Annotated in this window: 14 protein-coding genes; 2 read left to right on the forward strand and 12 right to left on the reverse strand. The window is 45.5% G+C overall.

The features are described 5' to 3' along the window. Positions 1-30: 30 nt before the first annotated feature. From INE92_RS19855 to INE92_RS19905, 11 genes are all read right to left on the reverse strand, one after another. Positions 31-3,444: a DUF2723 domain-containing protein gene (locus tag INE92_RS19855; RefSeq protein ID WP_015531956.1), complete on the reverse strand. Its 3,414-nt coding sequence runs from the start codon at positions 3,442-3,444 to the stop codon at positions 31-33. A gap of 562 nt (positions 3,445-4,006) precedes the next feature. Continuing rightward, on the reverse strand, positions 4,007-4,843 hold the full coding sequence (locus INE92_RS19860; RefSeq protein WP_195436276.1) for a metal ABC transporter ATP-binding protein: 837 nt from the start codon (positions 4,841-4,843) through the stop codon (positions 4,007-4,009). A gap of 37 nt (positions 4,844-4,880) precedes the next feature. Next, entirely contained in the window at positions 4,881-5,810 is a 930-nt protein-coding gene (locus INE92_RS19865) for a metal ABC transporter solute-binding protein, Zn/Mn family (RefSeq protein WP_009041165.1), read from the reverse strand. A gap of 38 nt (positions 5,811-5,848) precedes the next feature. Next, positions 5,849-6,649, reverse strand: a complete 801-nt coding sequence (gene mnmD, locus INE92_RS19870) for a tRNA (5-methylaminomethyl-2-thiouridine)(34)-methyltransferase MnmD (RefSeq protein WP_195436273.1) — start codon at positions 6,647-6,649, stop codon at positions 5,849-5,851. A 51-nt stretch (positions 6,650-6,700) separates the two neighbouring features. Continuing rightward, positions 6,701-7,180 carry a YqaA family protein gene (locus INE92_RS19875; protein ID WP_008023780.1) on the reverse strand — a complete coding sequence of 160 codons (480 nt, stop codon included), beginning with the start codon at positions 7,178-7,180 and terminating at the stop codon, positions 6,701-6,703. Continuing rightward, positions 7,165-8,175, reverse strand: coding sequence for a hypothetical protein (locus INE92_RS19880; protein ID WP_195436272.1), 1,011 nt, complete (start codon positions 8,173-8,175; stop codon positions 7,165-7,167). The genes INE92_RS19875 and INE92_RS19880 overlap by 16 nt, the downstream gene beginning before the upstream one ends. A gap of 114 nt (positions 8,176-8,289) precedes the next feature. Beyond that, positions 8,290-9,564, reverse strand: a complete 1,275-nt coding sequence (gene purD / locus INE92_RS19885; protein WP_195436271.1) for a phosphoribosylamine--glycine ligase — start codon at positions 9,562-9,564, stop codon at positions 8,290-8,292. Positions 9,565-9,632: 68 nt separating this feature from the next. Beyond that, positions 9,633-11,831, reverse strand: a complete 2,199-nt coding sequence (locus INE92_RS19890) for a S9 family peptidase (RefSeq protein WP_015531960.1) — start codon at positions 11,829-11,831, stop codon at positions 9,633-9,635. 14 nt (positions 11,832-11,845) lie between these two features. Further along, entirely contained in the window at positions 11,846-12,394 is a 549-nt protein-coding gene (locus tag INE92_RS19895; protein WP_004313721.1) for an ORF6N domain-containing protein, read from the reverse strand. A gap of 144 nt (positions 12,395-12,538) precedes the next feature. Next, positions 12,539-13,981, reverse strand: a complete 1,443-nt coding sequence (locus tag INE92_RS19900) for a THUMP domain-containing class I SAM-dependent RNA methyltransferase (RefSeq protein ID WP_195436270.1) — start codon at positions 13,979-13,981, stop codon at positions 12,539-12,541. A gap of 16 nt (positions 13,982-13,997) precedes the next feature. After that, positions 13,998-14,903: a serine O-acetyltransferase gene (locus INE92_RS19905; protein ID WP_004296704.1), complete on the reverse strand. Its 906-nt coding sequence runs from the start codon at positions 14,901-14,903 to the stop codon at positions 13,998-14,000. 123 nt (positions 14,904-15,026) lie between these two features. Here INE92_RS19905 and INE92_RS19910 point away from each other — a divergent pair, with 123 nt between their 5' ends. Next, positions 15,027-17,078, forward strand: a complete 2,052-nt coding sequence (locus INE92_RS19910; RefSeq protein ID WP_015531962.1) for a tetratricopeptide repeat-containing sensor histidine kinase — start codon at positions 15,027-15,029, stop codon at positions 17,076-17,078. Then, positions 17,075-17,854, forward strand: coding sequence for a LytR/AlgR family response regulator transcription factor (locus INE92_RS19915; RefSeq protein ID WP_004313725.1), 780 nt, complete (start codon positions 17,075-17,077; stop codon positions 17,852-17,854). The genes INE92_RS19910 and INE92_RS19915 overlap by 4 nt, the downstream gene beginning before the upstream one ends. A gap of 89 nt (positions 17,855-17,943) precedes the next feature. On the opposite strand, the gene INE92_RS19920 is transcribed toward INE92_RS19915, so the two are convergent. After that, positions 17,944-18,339, reverse strand: a complete 396-nt coding sequence (locus tag INE92_RS19920; RefSeq protein ID WP_195436269.1) for a DUF3836 domain-containing protein — start codon at positions 18,337-18,339, stop codon at positions 17,944-17,946. Positions 18,340-18,409: the final 70 nt, after the last annotated feature.

Below are 18,409 nucleotides of genomic sequence, written 5' to 3' on the forward strand. Positions count from 1 at the left end.
ACTTAATACCTGATACTTAATACTTACTATTTATTTCCCTTTCATTCTTGTCACGTACTCGTTATAAAGTTGGTCGAGTTGCGTGGAGTAATGTTTCGCGAGTTCTTCTGATTTGTATTTTTCCATTAAGCGGACTTCGGCGTCAAGCAAGCTGGCGTTGTACACGAAGTTTTCGCCGGCGATGGCAAGCTGGTTATCGTTCAGGCTAAGATACCAGATCATGTATTCGAGCGATTTGTTGGCAAGCTCGTCGATGATCTTGTTGGCTTTCTCGTTCTGTCCCAGCTGGTAATAAGATTCTGCCATTTGGAAGGCGCCGTTTGCCCAGTCGTACGGTACGTTGTATGACGGAATCATCTTTTCGGCGTAGTCGAGTGCGGCGAGTGCCTTATCCTTCTTGCCTTCTTTGATAAGCTGGCCTACAAGTTGCGTGAAGATACGGCGGTGCGTGTAGCACATACGCATCACGTTCTCGTCGATATAGATACCCGGTTTGTCGATACCGCCGAACTTGAACTTGTTCATCAGGTTGTCATACATCTTTTCGCTGTCTATCTTGCTGTCCAGTTTGTCCGTATCGAATGGTGTGAAACGGTAGGCAAGACCTTCCTGCATAAAGTGGTTGCCCATGCCCAGATGGTTTTCGCTTCCTACGGTGATTGCCATATAGATAGGACGTTCCCAGTTGGCATTGGCAAGCATTTCGAGCATCATCAGTTCACTCTTGTAGAGGGCGCGTTTCGGGTTGCCGTTGGCGTCTCTAAGGGTGATTGTCATGTATTCGGGGATAGAGTCGCCCAGAGCTTCCGGTATCTTCATGCCGGAGCGGCGTACGGCTTCTTTGTCCACCTTCATTACGATGCTGTCCGTAGGGATAAGCGGCAGTTGGATATCTTTTCCAGTCTTTTTGAGAAGCTCTTTCAACTGGTCGTTCTTACCGAGCATCCAACGGTTGATGATTTCCTTCAATTCGTATGGATTCTCACCAAAAATGGAGTGAACGAGTGATAATATGGTAGTGTCTCCCTGTGCAGCCAGTTCGTTTGCCTGTTTGAAATAGCTGTCGATGAAAGCCTTCATTTCCGTACGGATAGGAATATATTCATTTTGTCCTTCTACATATTCCACACGGTCCCAAGTGATAGGAAGCGAAGGGGAATCGTAGGCTGGGCGTTTCATTTGGTCGATATACCAGTCTGTTTGCAAGTAACTTAGGTTACAGGTGCGGGCATCTGTACGGAAGCCTTCTGTTTCCTGGTTGTACCACAATGGGAAAGTATCATTATCACCATTGGTATAGATAATCGGATTTCCTTTTTCCTGTAAGGTCATCAGGTAGTTCTGTCCGAAGTCGCGGGCAACGAAGCGTCCGCTACGGTCGTGGTCATCCCAGGTCTGTCCCGCCATCTGGATGGGGACGAACAAACAGAGCACTGAAGCCAGTGCGGCTGCCGGAAGTTCCTGCATCTTACAGTATTCTCGCAGCATACGGATGATACCTGCCACTCCCATACCTACCCAGATGGCAAAGGCGTAGAACGAACCGGCATACGCGTAATCTCGTTCACGGGGCTGTGCAGGGGTTTGGTTGAGGTAGAGCACGATGGCGATACCTGTCATGAAGAACAGGAAGAAGACCACCCAGAATTGCTGGATACCCCGCTGGCTATGATAAGCCTGCCAGAAGAGTCCGATTAAGCCGAGAATCAGCGGCAGACAGTAGAATACATTGTGTCCTTTATTGTTTTTGAGATCCTGCGGAAGCAGTTCCTGATTACCTACCAGCAAGTTGTCGATAAACGGAATACCGGTGATCCAGTTGCCGTGTTCAATTTCTCCGCTACCCTGTATGTCGTTCTGCCGTCCGGCAAAGTTCCACATGAAATAACGCCAGTACATGAAGTTCAACTGGTAGGAGAAGAAGAATTTGATATTTTCCCATTGGTTAGGCATGTTCACCATTACCATTTCTCCGCATTGGTCGTAAGGAACGTCATGCCCTTTGATGTCTACCCATTGCTTGTAGAGTGGTGCGTGTGACGAGCTGTACATACGCGGGAAAAACATATTCTGTGCATATTCGTATTCCACACGTCCGGGAAGTTCGATATAAGAGTCTTTTTCGTCGGGAGAAGTCTTTTCCTTGCGGACAAACTTGCTTCCTGCTTCCGACTGGCGCGGAATACAATAGCCGTCTTTTACGTCGAGTGCCACTTTCGAAGAGAAAGCAGGGCCGTAGAAGAGCGGACGGGTTCCGTATTGTTCACGGCCGAGGTATTCGCCCAGGGTGAATATATCCTCCGGTGAGTTTTGGTCCATCGGAGTGTTGGCAGTAGAACGGATAACGATCAGTGCGTAAGAAGAATACCCGATTACGATCATCATGGTGCACAGCAATGCTGTGTTCATGGTGCGGGCGGTGATACGCCATCTCTCTTTGATTTTAGCCTGTACATTCGGAGCAAGATAAAGTCCCAGTGCGGCAATAACCAAAATACCGATGATGATACTGCTGGCTCCGTGTCCGTAGAAGGGGATACCCAGCAAAGCGATCGTCAGGATAAAGGAGATAGCCATGCGCGCTTTGTTCTTTTCGGTGTAACTTTCGTATACACCCCAAATCAGAGCGGCTGCAAGCAGAATGATATAAACCACTACGCCCGAATTGAATGACATTCCGAGTCCGTTGACGAACAACAGTTCAAACCAGCCGCCTACTTTCACGATACCCGGTACGATGCCGTAAAGCACGGCTGCAACGAGCACCATTGAACCTAATAGCGCTATTAACGAACCTTTGGCGGTAGCATTCGGCGTTTTTTTGTAGTAGTATACCAATACGATGGCAGGCAGACAAAGCAAGTTCAATAAGTGCACACCGATACTCAATCCGGTCAGATAGGCGATGAGGATAATCCAACGGTCGCTGTGCGGCTGGTCGGCTACGTCTTCCCATTTCAGAATCAACCAGAAAACAACAGCGGTAAAGAGGGAGGAGAAGGCATATACTTCACCTTCCACGGCCGAGAACCAGAATGTGTCACTGAATGTATAAACCAGTGCACCGATCAGTCCGCTACCCATCACTGTGATAAGCTGTCCTTTGGTGATATTGTTTTCGTCAGTGATAACCAGTTTGCGTACCAGGTGGGTGATGCTCCAGAAAAGGAACAGGATACAGGCGCCACTCATGAGGGCACTCATGTAATTCACCATTTTAGCAACAGTTGTTACGTCGGAAGCAAATTGAGAAAACAGATTCGCCACTAGCATGAAGAAAGGCGCGCCGGGCGGGTGTCCGACTTCCAGTTTATAGCCGGTGGTTATGAACTCCGGGCAATCCCAGAAACTTGCGGTCGGTTCTATTGTCAGGCAGTAGACGGTTGCCGCAATGATGAATGTAAGCCAACCCATAAGGTTGTTTACGGTTCTGTACTGTTTCATTAGCACTATCGTAGTTTATTCGTTAAAAACAAATTATGAGGTCGCAAAGATAGTGATTTGTAAGGATAATGAGGAAGAAAGTAAGAAATATTAAGTAACGGAGGGCTGATTTACTATCTCTTTCACTCTTCCGGAAGGCGGGAACTTGTGTGTTGGCAAGTAAGGAAATTATTTTTAGTCCTTTAATAAATAAGCTCTGGTGTATTAGAGATAAACTTCCTTTATCCTGTTAGTGAACTTCTTTTGCCTTAATAACAAACTTCCTTTTCATTAGTCATAAACTATAATTGCAAGTTTTGTTTTTATAAATGAAACTTGCAATTATAAAAACAAAGCTTTCAATTTTATAAACGTAACTTGCGTTTATAGATTATCCTTAGTCAATCATAACTTTCCTGTTAGAGAAGAACAAGTTTACTATTAATACAACGGAAGTTTACTATTAATAGCTTGGACGTTAGGTGTTAACACTTGTAATATCAGCTGTTAATGGTTGAGATTTCAGGTATTAATACTTGGGTTGCTGTATATATATGTTTGGGATATTGAATATGTGTATCCTTTAATGATGGTGATGATGTTCCCCTAAAACCCGATGAGGCAGTGTGCCGTGTCCCAATAGTTCGATGGGGCAGTTGAAGTTTCTTTCCAGCCATTCGGTAGTGACGCCCGTGTCCGGATGGTAATCCAGCGTTTCATTGACACAGGCGATGGATTTTACCTGTTGCAATACAGTGCCGATGTCGTGACTGACAAGGATAATGGCACATTCTTTATTGATTTCAGCTAATAACTCATAAAGGCGTGCTTCGAAACGCTTGTCGATATACGTGCTGGGTTCATCAAGAATCAACACTGCAGGATCCGAGATGATGGCACGTCCTAACAGGGCACGTTGCAGTTGTCCACCGCTTAATTGTCCGATAGAGCGGCTTTCGAGCCCTTCTAATCCCATGCGGGCGATAATCTGTTTGCCTTTCTCTCTCTGTTCGGGAGTGAACCGGGAGGTGAGCGACTTCTGTATGCTCAATCCGGACAGGATCACTTCTTCCACGGAAATAGGGAACTTTCGGTCTATGGTGCTATATTGCGGTAGGTAACCGAGGAAAAGCTGGGATTTCGCGGAAGAACTTTGGTGGGAGTTTTTGGCAGATGTTTCTGTCGAAGTCCCTTCCGTAGATGTTCTTATGGGAGCCTTCTCGGGAGTATGGAATATAATTTCCCCTCCGGTTGGTTTTAACAAACCGAGGATGCACTTTATAAGCGTTGTTTTGCCGCCTCCGTTCGGACCTATAATACCTAGAAAATCCCGTTCGTAGATGCTTAGATTAACATCGTGGAGAACAGTGTGACCGTCATATCCGGCAGAAAGATTCTTTATTTCGATTATTGGTTTCATCATTGGAAAGGGCTTGATTGGTTCTTTCTTTATACGTTTATTTAGTGGCAGCTTGCGGCGCAAGGGCTTTGGCTACATTCAGCATCTCTTCCTCCCAGTCATAACTTAACGGGTTGATAGGGACCACTTTCGTTCCGGTTTGCTGCGCGATGGTTTCCGCATTGCGTTTGTCAAACTCCGGTTGAACGAAGATAACGCCTACATTTTCCGCCTGACAGACGTCTATCAGGTCTTTCAGATGAGCGGGAGAGGGTTCTTTGCCTCCTTCTTCGATCGAAATCTGATGCAATCCGTAGTCGCGGGCGAAGTAGGAGAGGGCCGGATGATAAATCATGAAGGCTTTGGCTGCTTCGGGGGTGGAGAGTTGCCGGCGAATCAGGCTGTCGGTGTGCTGGATGCGCTGACAGAGAGAATCGTAACGGTTTCTATAATATGGTTCGTTTGCTTTATCCAGTTGACTAAGGGCCTTGTAGGTGTTTCCGGCGATGATTAAAGCATTACCGGTAGAATTCCATACGTGTGGCTCTACGGCGTGGATATGGCCGTCGTGACTGTTGTGGCCGTGGGCATGGCCATGGTCATCATTATTGAGTATGAGGTCGATTCCTTTCGAGGTGTCGAACACTTGGATATGGGGAGTATTGTTCATTAGGCGGTCCATCCAGGTTTGTTCGAAACCGATGTACCCGATGCGGAAATAGGCTTTGCTGTCTCCTAAAGAAACAAGTTGCTGGGGGATAGGATCGTATGTCTCCGGACTGGAACCTTTGGGCACCATGCTGACTACTTTGAATTTATCTCCGGCAATAGCCTCGGTGAAATAACGTTGCGGTTCCAGTGTGACGGTTATCACCGGCTTTGTCTCGTCATCGTTACTTGCCTGGGAGGAACGTCCTGTGCAGGCTGCTATCAGGAGGCAGGTACCAAGAAGGAAAAGTGTTCTCATATCTTTTAGTTGTTGTTTCATGATTTTTTCTGTTTCGGGGTTTCAATCTTATCTTGTTTCTACTCTTGTTTCCGGGCCCGTAATATTTCCCGTTTACCACCCGGAGGTCCGGGGAGGCGTTCTACTGTGAATCCGGCTGTCTGCAACATTCGGCGTACTACACCTTTGGCACAGTAGGTAGTCAGAATTCCGTCTCTATCTAATAAAACATAGAGGCGGTTGAATAGTTCTTGCGACCACATTTCCGGTTGCTTTTCCGGGGCGAAGGCGTCGAAATAGATGGTATTAAACGGAGTATTGGAAGTTGAGTATTGAGAAATGACTGCATTGTTGTTGGTGCTGTTCATTTTTGACTCTTCCTTCTTTCCCGTTATCCATTGATTGACGTCCGTTTCTATTTTTCGTAAGGTGAAGTGTGGCGTAAGCTGCACGTCTTTCTCCCAGGGCGATGTATGAAGCTGCTTAAACAATTCGATAGCCGGTTGTTGTTCTTCATCATTCGGGGTAAATTGCTCATCGGTTGCTGTCTGCTTCCGATGTATGGTAAGCTGCTCATCGCTGGAGATATACCCTAGCTGTTCTACTGTCTGCCAGTCTAGTGGATAGAGTTCCAGTCCTGTATAGTGTATATTTCGTCTGCTTCTTTCCGCTTCTTCAAGGGTGAGCCAAGCGTTTAATCCTGTCCCGAAGCCGATTTCAAGAACACGTGGAGTAGCGGCAGGAGAGGCTTTCAGCCCCATATCGATGAAAATATATTGAGACTCCGTGCGTGCCCCTTTCGTTGAATGATAATGTTCATTCAATTCCGGAACAAACAGAGTAGCGCTCCCGTCATCGGTTCTCTCAATTATTCTTTCCATCACTCAATCTTTAATACTTAATACCTAATACTTAATACTTAAAAAAGGCCTCTACCCCGCCATAGCATCCCAGGCACTTTCGAGCACATACAGGAGAAGGATATAACGTATCAGTTTGCCGACAAACATGGAAACAATAGTAAGCCATGTGTTACTTCGCATAAATCCTAGTGCAATGGCGATCACTTCGCCAATGGCAGGAAGAAAGGTGAAGAATGCCATCAATGCCCCTTTCCCTTGCAGGAATTTCACCATTTTGTCTACCTTTTCTTTCTTTACCTTGAAATATTTCTCAATCCAGCTAATTTTGCCCAGGCGCCCCATGTAGTAACAGGTCATTCCGCCCACTGTATTGCCCAGAGTGGCGGATATCAGACAGGCTATCGGGGGCAGGCCGAGTTTCACCAATGCCACCAATACCAGTTCGGAACTGAAAGGCACGATGCTCCCAGCCAATAAAGCCGAGATGAATAATCCCGGAAGTCCCCATTCTATGAGGAGTTGTATCATTGAATCTACAAAAGCGTCCATATATTAAAAGTAAATAAGAGGATGAGGCCGACCAATGAAATGATAAAGAACACATTCGAACTTTTACTATTGGTCAGTACAAAGAAATGTCCGATCAGGATGCTGTTGCTTATGATAAGCAAAGGCAGCAGGGCACTGCAATATATCGGTTGCAAGGCAATCAGCAGGAACAGGAAGAGCGTCAGGTCTATCAAAAACTGGAGATAGGCACGTGTGCGTATCTTATCCTCAAATCCGGCAGCGATGCAATGGACAGCACTGACGATAAACATCACGAGCAGATAGCCCAGTATAGCCAATTCCCAGGGTTGAAGGATTTGTAAGTTAAAGACTTCTCCGAAAGCTAATAGCTGGTTGAAAGGGCGGTAGAACAACTCCATCTCGTTATAGAAGAAGGCGTGTCCGAACAGCATCCAGTAGGGCAGCATCCATCCGAGCAGCGCGCCGCAGAAACTACGCGGAGTGAGCGACTGGAAACGGTAGGCTTCGAGCAACCAAAGCACCGAGAGGATGGTGAGCTGTGGGAAAAGAATACTTCCCGCTCCGATAAAGAAGAAGGAATAGAATAGATAGCCCGCAGCTTGAGCTTGCTGATAGCTTTTAAACAGAAAATAAATGGAAATAAGAGAACCGAGGGCGACAATGTCTCCTATGTATAGTAAATGCATTCCCGGACAAACGGTGACTAGCAGGAAATAAATAGCTGTCTGCATGGAAGCCCTCATGCGGATAATGCTGAACTGGTTGTTCAGCTCTATCAGAAAATAGCCGATGATTGCGTAAACCAGAAAGCTGACAATTCGTTCTGCCCATCCCGGAAGCAGTAAATCGCGGGTGGATTGCAAGAAAGAAGAGCTGTCTTTGGGTGTTGTTGAGGCTATGGAGTCGGGAAATAAAAAGTAAGTCAACACCCAGCATAGGGCGCAGATAAAGATAACGGCAGGCAGGGTCCACCGTCCTGCCGTCACTTGACTTTGTAGTCTTTTATTTCTCATTGGTCTGTCAGTTCTTTTGCCGTCCGGCGGGCATATATCATCGCTTTGTAGGATCTATATGCCGTACAAATAGGGGATTTATGCCTGCCGTGGCGTATCATTACAGGTTGGTTCTTACAAATCGAATCCGATGTCGCGGCGGAAATACTTCTTGTCGAAGTCGATCATGTCTGCCACTTTGTAGCTCTGTGCCAGTGCTTCTTCTTTCGTTGCACCGTAAGAGCAAACGGCAATCACACGTCCTCCGTTCGTCACCACTTGTCCGTCTTTCATGGCTGTTCCGGCATGGAAGATGATGCTGTCGGTGGCGGCAGCTTGTTCCAGTCCGCTGATAGGGAATTCTTTTTCGTAGGCTTCTGGGTAACCGCCGCTGACAAGAATGACGCAGCCGGCCGAACGTGGGTCCATCACCAGTGTTTTCTCGTTCAGGTTGCCTGCCGCTGTGCCTTCAAGCAACTCTACGAGGTCGCTTTGAATGCGCAACATCACGCTTTCTGTTTCCGGGTCGCCCATGCGGACGTTGTATTCGATAACCATCGGTTCACCTTTCACCTTGATAAGACCGAGGAAGATGAAACCTTTGTAGGTGATCTTTTCTTCTTTCAGACCATTGATGGTCGGTTCGATGATGCGTGTGCGTACTTTCTCCATATATACTTCGTCAGCAAACGGAACCGGAGTTACGCTACCCATACCGCCTGTATTCAATCCTTTGTCGCCTTCACCGATACGTTTGTAGTCTTTTGCTACAGGGAGGACTTTGTAGTTGTCTCCGTCTGTCAGTACGAATACAGAGCACTCGATACCGCTCAAGAATTCTTCAATCACAACGGTTGCCGATGCGGAACCGAACATGCCGCCGAGCATTTCTTTCAGTTCTTTCTTCGCTTCATCCAGCGTAGGAAGGATGAGAACTCCTTTCCCGGCACAAAGGCCATCAGCCTTCAATACATAGGGAGCTTCCAACGTTTCGAGGAAAGCGAGGCCCTCTTCGAGGTTTTCGGAAGTAATGCTTTTGTAGCGGGCTGTCGGGATGTTGTGGCGCATCATGAAGCCTTTGGCAAACTCCTTGCTGCCTTCCAGTTGCGCTCCTTGAGCCGAAGGACCGATCACGGCAATATGCTTTAGCTCCGGACGGTTTTGGAAGTAATCGTAGATTCCTTTTACCAACGGATCTTCGGGGCCTACTACTATCATTTGGATGTTCTCTTTTAGAGCAAAAGCACTGATTGCTTCAAAATCGGTTGCTTTGATGTTGACATTCTCGCCTACGGCAGTTGTTCCGGCATTTCCCGGAGCAATGTATAGTTTTTCAACTTTCGGACTTTGGGCAATTTTCCATGCCAGTGCATGTTCGCGGCCGCCCGAGCCTAGTAATAATATCTTCATCTTTGTATTGTTATGGATTTATACTGTTATCTATGATTCGTATGGATACGGTGGTGTCTTTGTCAGTTTTATAAGTTCTGCTCAAAGTACCGGGTGATTTTCTCATGCAGATGTACACGGTCACGTCCTGCTACGTTGTGCTTGTGGCACGGGTAGATAAACAGGTCGGGATAAGTGCGGGCATCTACACAGGCTTTCATGAACGACAGGGTGTGCTGTGGCACGCAGGTGTCGTCATGGTCGTCGTGAATAATCAATAGGTGACCTTTCAGTTGGCCGGCAAGGTTTTTCAGATTACATTCTTTGTAGCCTTCCGGGTTGCTTTCCGGTGTATCCATATAGCGTTCGCCGTACATTACTTCATAATACCCCCAGTCGATTACCGGGCCTCCGGCAACGCCTACTTTGAATATTTCCGGGTAACGGAGCATCAGGGCGGTAGTCATGTGTCCTCCGAAGCTCCATCCGTGTACGCCGATGCGTTCGCTGTCTACGTAGGGGAGGGATTTCAGGAATTCAACGCCTTTTACCTGGTCTTTACCTTCTTCGATGCCAAGACGGCGGAAGGTAGCATTTTCAAATGCCAGTCCACGGTTGCTGCTGCCACGGTTATCGATGGTGAACATGATATAGCCTTTACCTGCCATGTATGTGTCCCATCCGCGTGCGCCGTTTTGCCATCCTCCGGTGACGCATTGCGCGTGAGGACCTCCGTAGACGTATACGATGACAGGATATTTTTTGGCCGGGTCAAAGTTGGCCGGTTTCATCAGGCGATAATGCAGGTCGGTGGTGCCGTCTGCCGCTTTGATTGTTCCGGTTTCGATGCTTGGCATTTGGTAGCCTTCGTAAGGGCTTTCAGCAGTCAGCAGATTGGCTGTTTCTTTGAAGTTTTTGGTGTCTACCAGGTTGATGATGCGAGGCTGGTCTTTTGTTGAATAACGGTCGATAAGATAAGTGCCGGAAGCGCTAAGCATGCCGCTATGTTCGCTTTCTTTGCAGTTCTCGAACGGTTGGCTTATTTTTCCATTGCTCACGTTTACAGCGAAATGTCCGCTTCTCAAGCCTTCTACGGCTGTGAAGATGATTTCTTTACGCTTTGTGTTGAATCCTAGGACGTCGCTGACCAGCCAGTTGCCTTTGGTCAGTTGTTTGACTTTGCCGGCCTGGAAATAAGTACCACCGTTGGCACTGTTATAAGTTTCACCTTTCATGTTGGCTGCATCGGCATCAAAGAGATAAAGATGGTTGTAGCCGTCACGCTGACTTTGATAGATGAATTTGGTAGGGTCCCACGGCAAAAATATGATTGCGTTTTGTGGCTCCACGTATTTAGGATGCATTTCTTCGTAGAGAACACCCATCGGCTCTCCTGTTTCTGCGTTGTACCGGCAAAGTTTGGCGTGGTTCTGGTCACGGTTTACTTCAATCAGGTAGAGGCTTTTTTCATCCGGTGACCAGCTGATATTGGTGAAATAACGGTCTGTGGGATCACCTGCGTTCAGATAAATGCTTTTGCCTGTGGCAGGGTTGTAAATGCCTACTTTTACCTGATGGCTCGTCATGCCTGCCATCGGATAACGTACATTGTTCACTTCGCCTACGCGTGCAGTGATGTCTACAAGCGGGTATTGTGTCACCATGCTCTCGTCCATACGGTAGAAAGCGAGCAGGTTACCTTTCGGGCTCCAGAAAGTGCCTTTGTTGATACCAAATTCATTCCGGTGTACAGTCTGTCCGCAAACGATGCCTTCGGGTTCATTGGTTACCGCTTTCTCGTTTACATACAGATTGTTACCTATCGTGTATGCCACGTTTCCACTGGCTGCGCAATAGTCTTCATTATCTGCTCCGTCTTTGGGTTTGAGAGTGCTGACAACTTGATTGCTCTTGAAATCATATACAATGAACTTTCCTGCTATCTTGAATAGCATTTGTGGCTTATCGGCCCATGGGAAACTGACGGAATACAGGTGTGATAACTTTCCTGCCTTGTTCTCTTCAAGCACTTTGTTGATCTGTTCACGAGTGATAACCATTGTTTCTTTCCCCGTTTTGGGTTGGATAGAATAAAGGGTATCTACGCCCGGCTTGATACATTCGTCACCCCACCATTGCAGTCCGTACAGGTTGTCTGCATAGCGGTAACTCTCGCCACCCGGAATCAATTCTTCCAGTGTCGGCTTTTTGGTTTCTTGTGCCATAACATTGAATCCGATTGGTAGTGCCAACAATAAAAGCATGGCTCTTTTTCCAATTTTACTCATTGCTCTTTTCTTTATTATTTGTTTTTAAATCCTTCTATTTTTACTCTGTCCAAGGGAGTCTGCTTTATTTGAATGGCAGCACTCAACTTGGCGAAAGCGGTGAATAGGTCGTCAAATTGCTTCTCGTAGCTTTCTCTGTCGGAGGATATGTCCTCTTCCAAGTATTCAATCCTTTTCCTCAATTCTTCCAATTCCTGTTTCGGAGCATGGGAGAGTAGGTATTGACGCATGTGGACGAAGGCATCCATAATATTAATACTGACTTCAATAGCACGGGGACTTTTCAGAACTCCAGATAACATTGCTACACCTTGTTCTGTAAAAGCGTAAGGCATTTTGCGAGTACCACCCCAACTTGATATTCCATTTTGGAATATCAAGTTGAACTCGTCTTTATTTAATTGAAACATGAATCTTGCAGGAAATCGTTCGATGTTTCGTTTAATGGCTTTATTGAAGTTACCTGTGGTAACTTCATACATCTCCGCCAAATCAAAGTCCAACATAACTTTTTGACCTCTGATCTCATAAATTTTATTTTCAATGATAACAATGTCGTTCATTTTTTCTTTAATTGGTTGCTATCATAGATAGCTTATTGGCGAAAATGTTATTTGAACTTGAGGTTGCAATTTGTGACCTCAAGTTGGTTATCAGGGTGTTAATGAGTGTGTGATGTTATAATGTGTCATTAACTATTGAATGGTTTATTCCTCTTCCTTCTTCGGAATCCTCGGCTCCCGATTTCCTTTAAACTCTCTCGGGCCTCTCGAATCTCTTCCTCCGAGGAATTCTCCCCGTGGCTTTCTATCTCTTCCATCACCACCTTTGAACTCACCACCTTCTCTGCGCGGCTTGTATTCTCCCTCTCTGCGAGGTCTGGATTCACCATCCCGACGCGGTTTGAACTCACCTTCGCGGCGTGGCTTAAATTCTTTTCTTTCTCTAAATCTTGGAGCCTGTTCTCCTTCAGCCTCTTTCTTTTCTTCTCCCTCTTCCTGGCTCTTGAACTCTTTGTATTTTCCGTCAAAAATCTCATATTTGCGGAACTCACACTCCAACGGTCCATTGAACAAAGGAACTTTCTGACTTGCTTTCAAACCAATCTGGTCGAAACACTCTTCCCGATAAGAAAGCACCCATGCCTCGTTTCCTACAAACGCATGTTTCAGACGTTCACCGATCATCTGATAAAGTCCAAGCAAATCATTAGTGGAAATACGTTCACCGTATGGCGGGTTAGTGATGATAATCGACTTCTCCTGTGGCTGTTCAAACTGCTGGAACGGTTGTAGCTTCAACACGATGTCTTTCGATACGCCAGCAGCTTTTATATTGTGAGTCGCAATCTCATTAGCTTTCGGATTGTTATCGTATCCGTAAATCTTATGAGCAAATTCGCGCTCCTGACTGTCATCATTGTAAATCTCATCGAACATATCCGCATCGAAATCTACCCATTTCTCAAAAGCAAACCCTTTACGGAATACTCCCGGAGCAATATTCTTAGCAATCAGTGCCGCTTCAACAGGGATAGTACCCGAACCACACATCGGGTCGATCAAATCACATTCTCCGCGCCATCCGGTCATTAGAATCATGCCGGCAGCCAATACCTCATTTAACGGGGCTTCTACTGCTTCCTGGCGATAACCGCGACGGTGAAGTGATTCTCCAGACGAGTCCAAAGACAACGTACAGGTAGTCTGTGCAATATGAATATTCAGAAGTACATCCGGATTGTTGATACGTACCGACGGACGTTTTCCTGTTTTATCACGGAAATAATCCACAATCGCATCTTTCACCTTATACGAAACGAATTTCGAATGGCGGAACTCATCGCTGAATACTACTGCATCGATAGCGAACGTCTTGTTCACATCGAGATATTCTTCCCATGGAATAGCCTGTATTTGATTATAAACCTCATCGGCATCTTTGGCTGTAAAGTTTTTAATTGGTTTCAGGATACGGATGGCGGTGCGAAGGCAAAAATTCGCCTTATACATCATACGTTTATCTCCTGTGAATGAAACCATGCGGCGTCCTATTTGAATGTCGTTGGCTCCTAATGCTGTCAGTTCTTCTGCAAGTATCTCTTCCAGTCCCTGGAAAGTCTTGGCTATCATCTCGAATTGTTCGCTCATATAGATTCTTTTGATTTTATTTTTTTGCTTTAGTTTGTACGATTCTTGCTCCTGCAGGAACATTCTCCGTTACCCAGATATTACCGCCTACGGTTGCGTCACGTCCGATGGTGATTCTTCCCAAAATAGTGGCGTTGGAATAAACAATCACATTGTCTTCCAGGATCGGATGGCGGGGGATTCCCTTGATTGGTTTTCCGTCGGCATCCAGCGGGAAACTCTTGGCTCCCAGAGTGACGCCCTGATATAGCTTGACGTTATTTCCGATAATACTCGTGGCACCGATAACGACACCCGTACCGTGGTCGATAGTGAAGTGAGTGCCAATCTTTGCGGCCGGATGGATATCAATTCCCGTTTCGCTATGCGCCATCTCCGTGATGATGCGGGGAATCAAAGGAACGCCCAGTTCCAGCAGTTCATGCGCGATACGGTAATTGCTGATCGCTTTAATAGCCGGATAGCAGAAAATTACCTCCCCATAGCTTTCGGCAGCCGGGTCACCGTTATAGGCGGCTTCCACATCGGTTGCCAGTATTCTTCTCATGGCGGGTAACTTACTGATAAATTTAGCAGCAAGACGTGCTGCCTCTTCCCGTTTCGAGTCGGAGCAGACGTTGCATTTCCCCTCTATGGAAGTGCTAAAACACAATCCGGCCAGGATTTGCTCACAAAGTAAGTCAAACAATTTTTCAATGTTGACGCCGATGTGATAATTAATTGTCCGGCTGTTAATAGTAGAATTTCCGTAATATCCGGGGAAGAGAATGGAGCGTGAAAGCTCAATAATTTCATACAAGACTTTAGCAGAGGGCAGTGGTTCGCCATCTTTGTGCTGATGAAACAGTCCTTTATAAGATTCGCTTTCCGATAGCTCATCGACTGCCTGTGTCAAAATGTGGGTGAAGTTCAGTGGACTCATTAGGTCAGTTACTCATATTTATATGGGCACAAAGGTATTAAAAAAAATAATAAAATTCGCTGGGATTCAGGATAAATAATGTATTTTTGTCACATTCAAAACATGACATGAATAAGGGGACTGATGAATCGGAAGACTGCTATGAAACTATTTGGACTGTTGGGGTTGTTGATGTTGTTGAGTTGCGGATATGCTGATAGACACCGCAATAACTCTTCGTGCGAACAGGTGTTGGTTGATTCTCTGGAAGTTCGTGTACAGGATTCTTTGTTTTCCAATGTGCATTATTCCCGCTCACAGGTGCTTGACGCACTGACACAGGCGCAAGATTCCCAGGTTTACTATCGTTTGCTTGCCCTTTATGGGAAAACATTCTTTGTCTCTTCCGATTTTGATTCTATACTCTATTACAATCGCCGGGTAAAGGAATTTTTCCGCAATGCTTCCCAATCTTCTGAATCTCTCCAATCTCCACAATGGAATGATGTATTATCCGATGTTTATAATATCGAAGGCAACGTGTGGATGCAACTGAACCGCCCTGATTCTGCAATTACCGACTATAAGAAAGCTTACGAATATCGTCTGAAAGGAAAAAAACTGCACCTGCTCCCGGATATTTGTATCAATACTGCTGATGCCTACCTGCATCGCAGTGACTTGGCACACACTGCTTCGTATTATCGTCGTGCCCTGTTTCTCTGTGATTCGCTAAACTTGTCCGAGCACGCGAAATTCCCTGTCTACTACGGATTAGGGCAAACCTATATGGAACTGCGGGATTTCGATTTATCCAATCATTACTATGAATTGGCCGGACAGTATTTCGATGAGATGAACGTGAGCGAACGATGGACTTATCTCAACAATCGCGGTAATCATTATTATTACCGGAAAGACTATCAGGAAGCTTTGAAGTATATGCGCAGGGCCAATGTGCTTGTCTCTTCTTATCCGCAGATGGTGTTTGAACAGAATTTTATTAAAGTAAACCTGGGAGAATTGTACCTGCTGACTGACAAACTGGACTCCGCACAGGTCTGTCTGGACGAGAGTTATCGATTCTTCTCCGATATACAGCATAACTCGGCCGTACATTACATCGAAACCCAGATGATTGAACTGGTATTGAAGAAAGGAAATATAGCTCAAGCGAAAACAATGATTGCCCGGACTGCTCCTGTCGGGCATCTTGACGCTAATATGCTGACTATACGCAATCAGTATCTACAACATTATTTTGAGCAGATTGGTGATTACCGCCATGCCTATGAGTATCTGAAACGCGATTGTCATCTGGATGATTCCATTCGTAGCGAACGAGTACAGATGCGTGTTGCCGAACTGGATATGCGCTACCGGCAAGATACAATCGTGCTTCGTAAAGAAATGCAGATTCAGCGACAGGCGGCAGAGATGAGAGTGCTCAAGTTGAGCGTATCTATCTGGGTACTTGTCTGCGTGTTGCTTGTGGCAGGGGTAGTGGTAGTTGTCTGGTATATGCGTAAAAAGAGGGAGTTTCTTCGCCAGCGTTTCTTCCAGCAAATCAACCGTGTCCGCATGGAGAATTTGAGAAGCCGGATTTCTCCTCATTTTACTTTTAATGTACTGGGACGTGAGATCAATCAGTTTAACGGCTCGGAAGAGGTGAAACATAATCTGATGGAACTGGTGAAATATCTCCGTCGTAGCCTCGAACTTACCGAGAAATTGAGCGTATCTTTGCAAGACGAACTGGATTTCGTCCGTACATACATCGAACTGGAACGTGGACGTGTCGGAGAAGATTTTGTCGCAACAATCACGGTGGAGGACGGTTTAGATGCAACCCGCATCATGATTCCATCTATGATTGTGCAAATTCCGGTGGAGAATGCTATTAAACATGGACTGGCGGGAAAGGACGGAAAAAAGGAGCTGATGGTATATGTTTCCCGTGAAACAAATGGGATTCGCATAACGGTTACCGACAACGGACGCGGGTATCTCCCGCAGGTAGTTTCCGCCACACGGGGTACTGGTACAGGATTGAAAGTGTTGTATCAGACCATTCAATTACTGAATACAAAGAACAAGAGTGATAAAATACGTTTTAATATAACCAACAGAAGCGATGGACAAACCGGTACGGAAGTGTCGGTATATATCCCGTTTCGTTTTTCTTATGATTTATGATGGAGACAGAAGAAAAGTATAAGGTAGTCATCGTTGACGATGAACGTACAGCGATTGATGCTTTGCGCCGCGAGTTAGAGCCCTATCGTGAATTTGAAGTAAAAGGAATTGCAGGGAATGGTGCAAAGGGTAAAAAGATGATTATGGAGTTGCATCCGGATTTATTGTTTCTCGATGTGGAGCTTCCGGATACATTGGGGCTTAACCTGCTAAGTGAAATTAGAGAGGATATTTTGTGGGATATGAAGGTGGTGTTTTACACCTCTTATGATAAATACTTGCTTCAGGCATTGCGTGAGTCGGCTTTCGACTTCCTGTTAAAGCCTTTTGAGGCGGAAGACCTGAAAGTGATTATGGAGCGTTACCGGAAGGCAATGACCTCTGCTGCGCTTCCTCTTTTGCCTTCTTTTGCCTCTTCTATCAGTGCATTAATGCCACAACAAGGCATGTTTATGATTAGCACAGTGACGGGTTTCAAGCTTTTACGCCTGGAAGAAATCGGCTTTTTTGAGTATCTGAAAGACAAACGTCAATGGCAGGTAGTCTTGTTTAATCAGACTCGCCTGAATTTGAAGCGGAATACAAAAGCAGAAGATATTATCAGTTATTCACAAGCTTTTGTGCAGATTAGCCAATCGGCTATTGTAAATGTTAATTATTTGGCAATGATTGATGGTAAGTGTTGCCAACTCTATCCACCTTTTCACGATAAAAACGATTTGATGATTTCTCGAAGTTATCTGAAAGAACTGCAAGAACGTTTCTTTGTTTTGTAATGTAGACCTTATAAATTGCAATACGCCACTTCTTCAGCAGAAGCGGCGTATCTTTTTTGTTAGAATATTAGAATGAGAGAGAGTTTATGTTACATATTTGTATTATCCATCGTAACAGTCATTTCGGGTACCAGTATATAGGCTTGTTTTTTAGCGTTCCATTTATAATAATTGGTGGTAACGGTCTTGCCTTCATACGTATAGTTGATGCGTAGGTCTTTTTCCCATTCGTCCTTGTTGCTATTCCACTTTAAGGCTTCGCTTTCAATCATACGTTTATTGTCATCGTACTTGTAGTTGTACTTCATGTAGTTGGCAAGTGTGTTTCCGTCCATTTTGTAAACGGTCTGTCCCACTGTCATACCATTCTCTTCGATTGGATTATAAATCAATTGATTATCGTAGCTACGTGCAGAAGTAGCAAGCGACACAACAAGAAGAGCTGTAGATAAAACGAACATTTTTAAAGATACTTTTGCTTTCATGGCTATTTAAGTTTTTGAGTTATACTTTCATTTGTCTATCAAATGCATTGGTTTTACGCTGCAAATCTAC

Origin of the sequence: Bacteroides xylanisolvens, from assembly GCF_018289135.1 — a bacterium.
Lineage (GTDB): Bacteria > Bacteroidota > Bacteroidia > Bacteroidales > Bacteroidaceae > Bacteroides > Bacteroides xylanisolvens.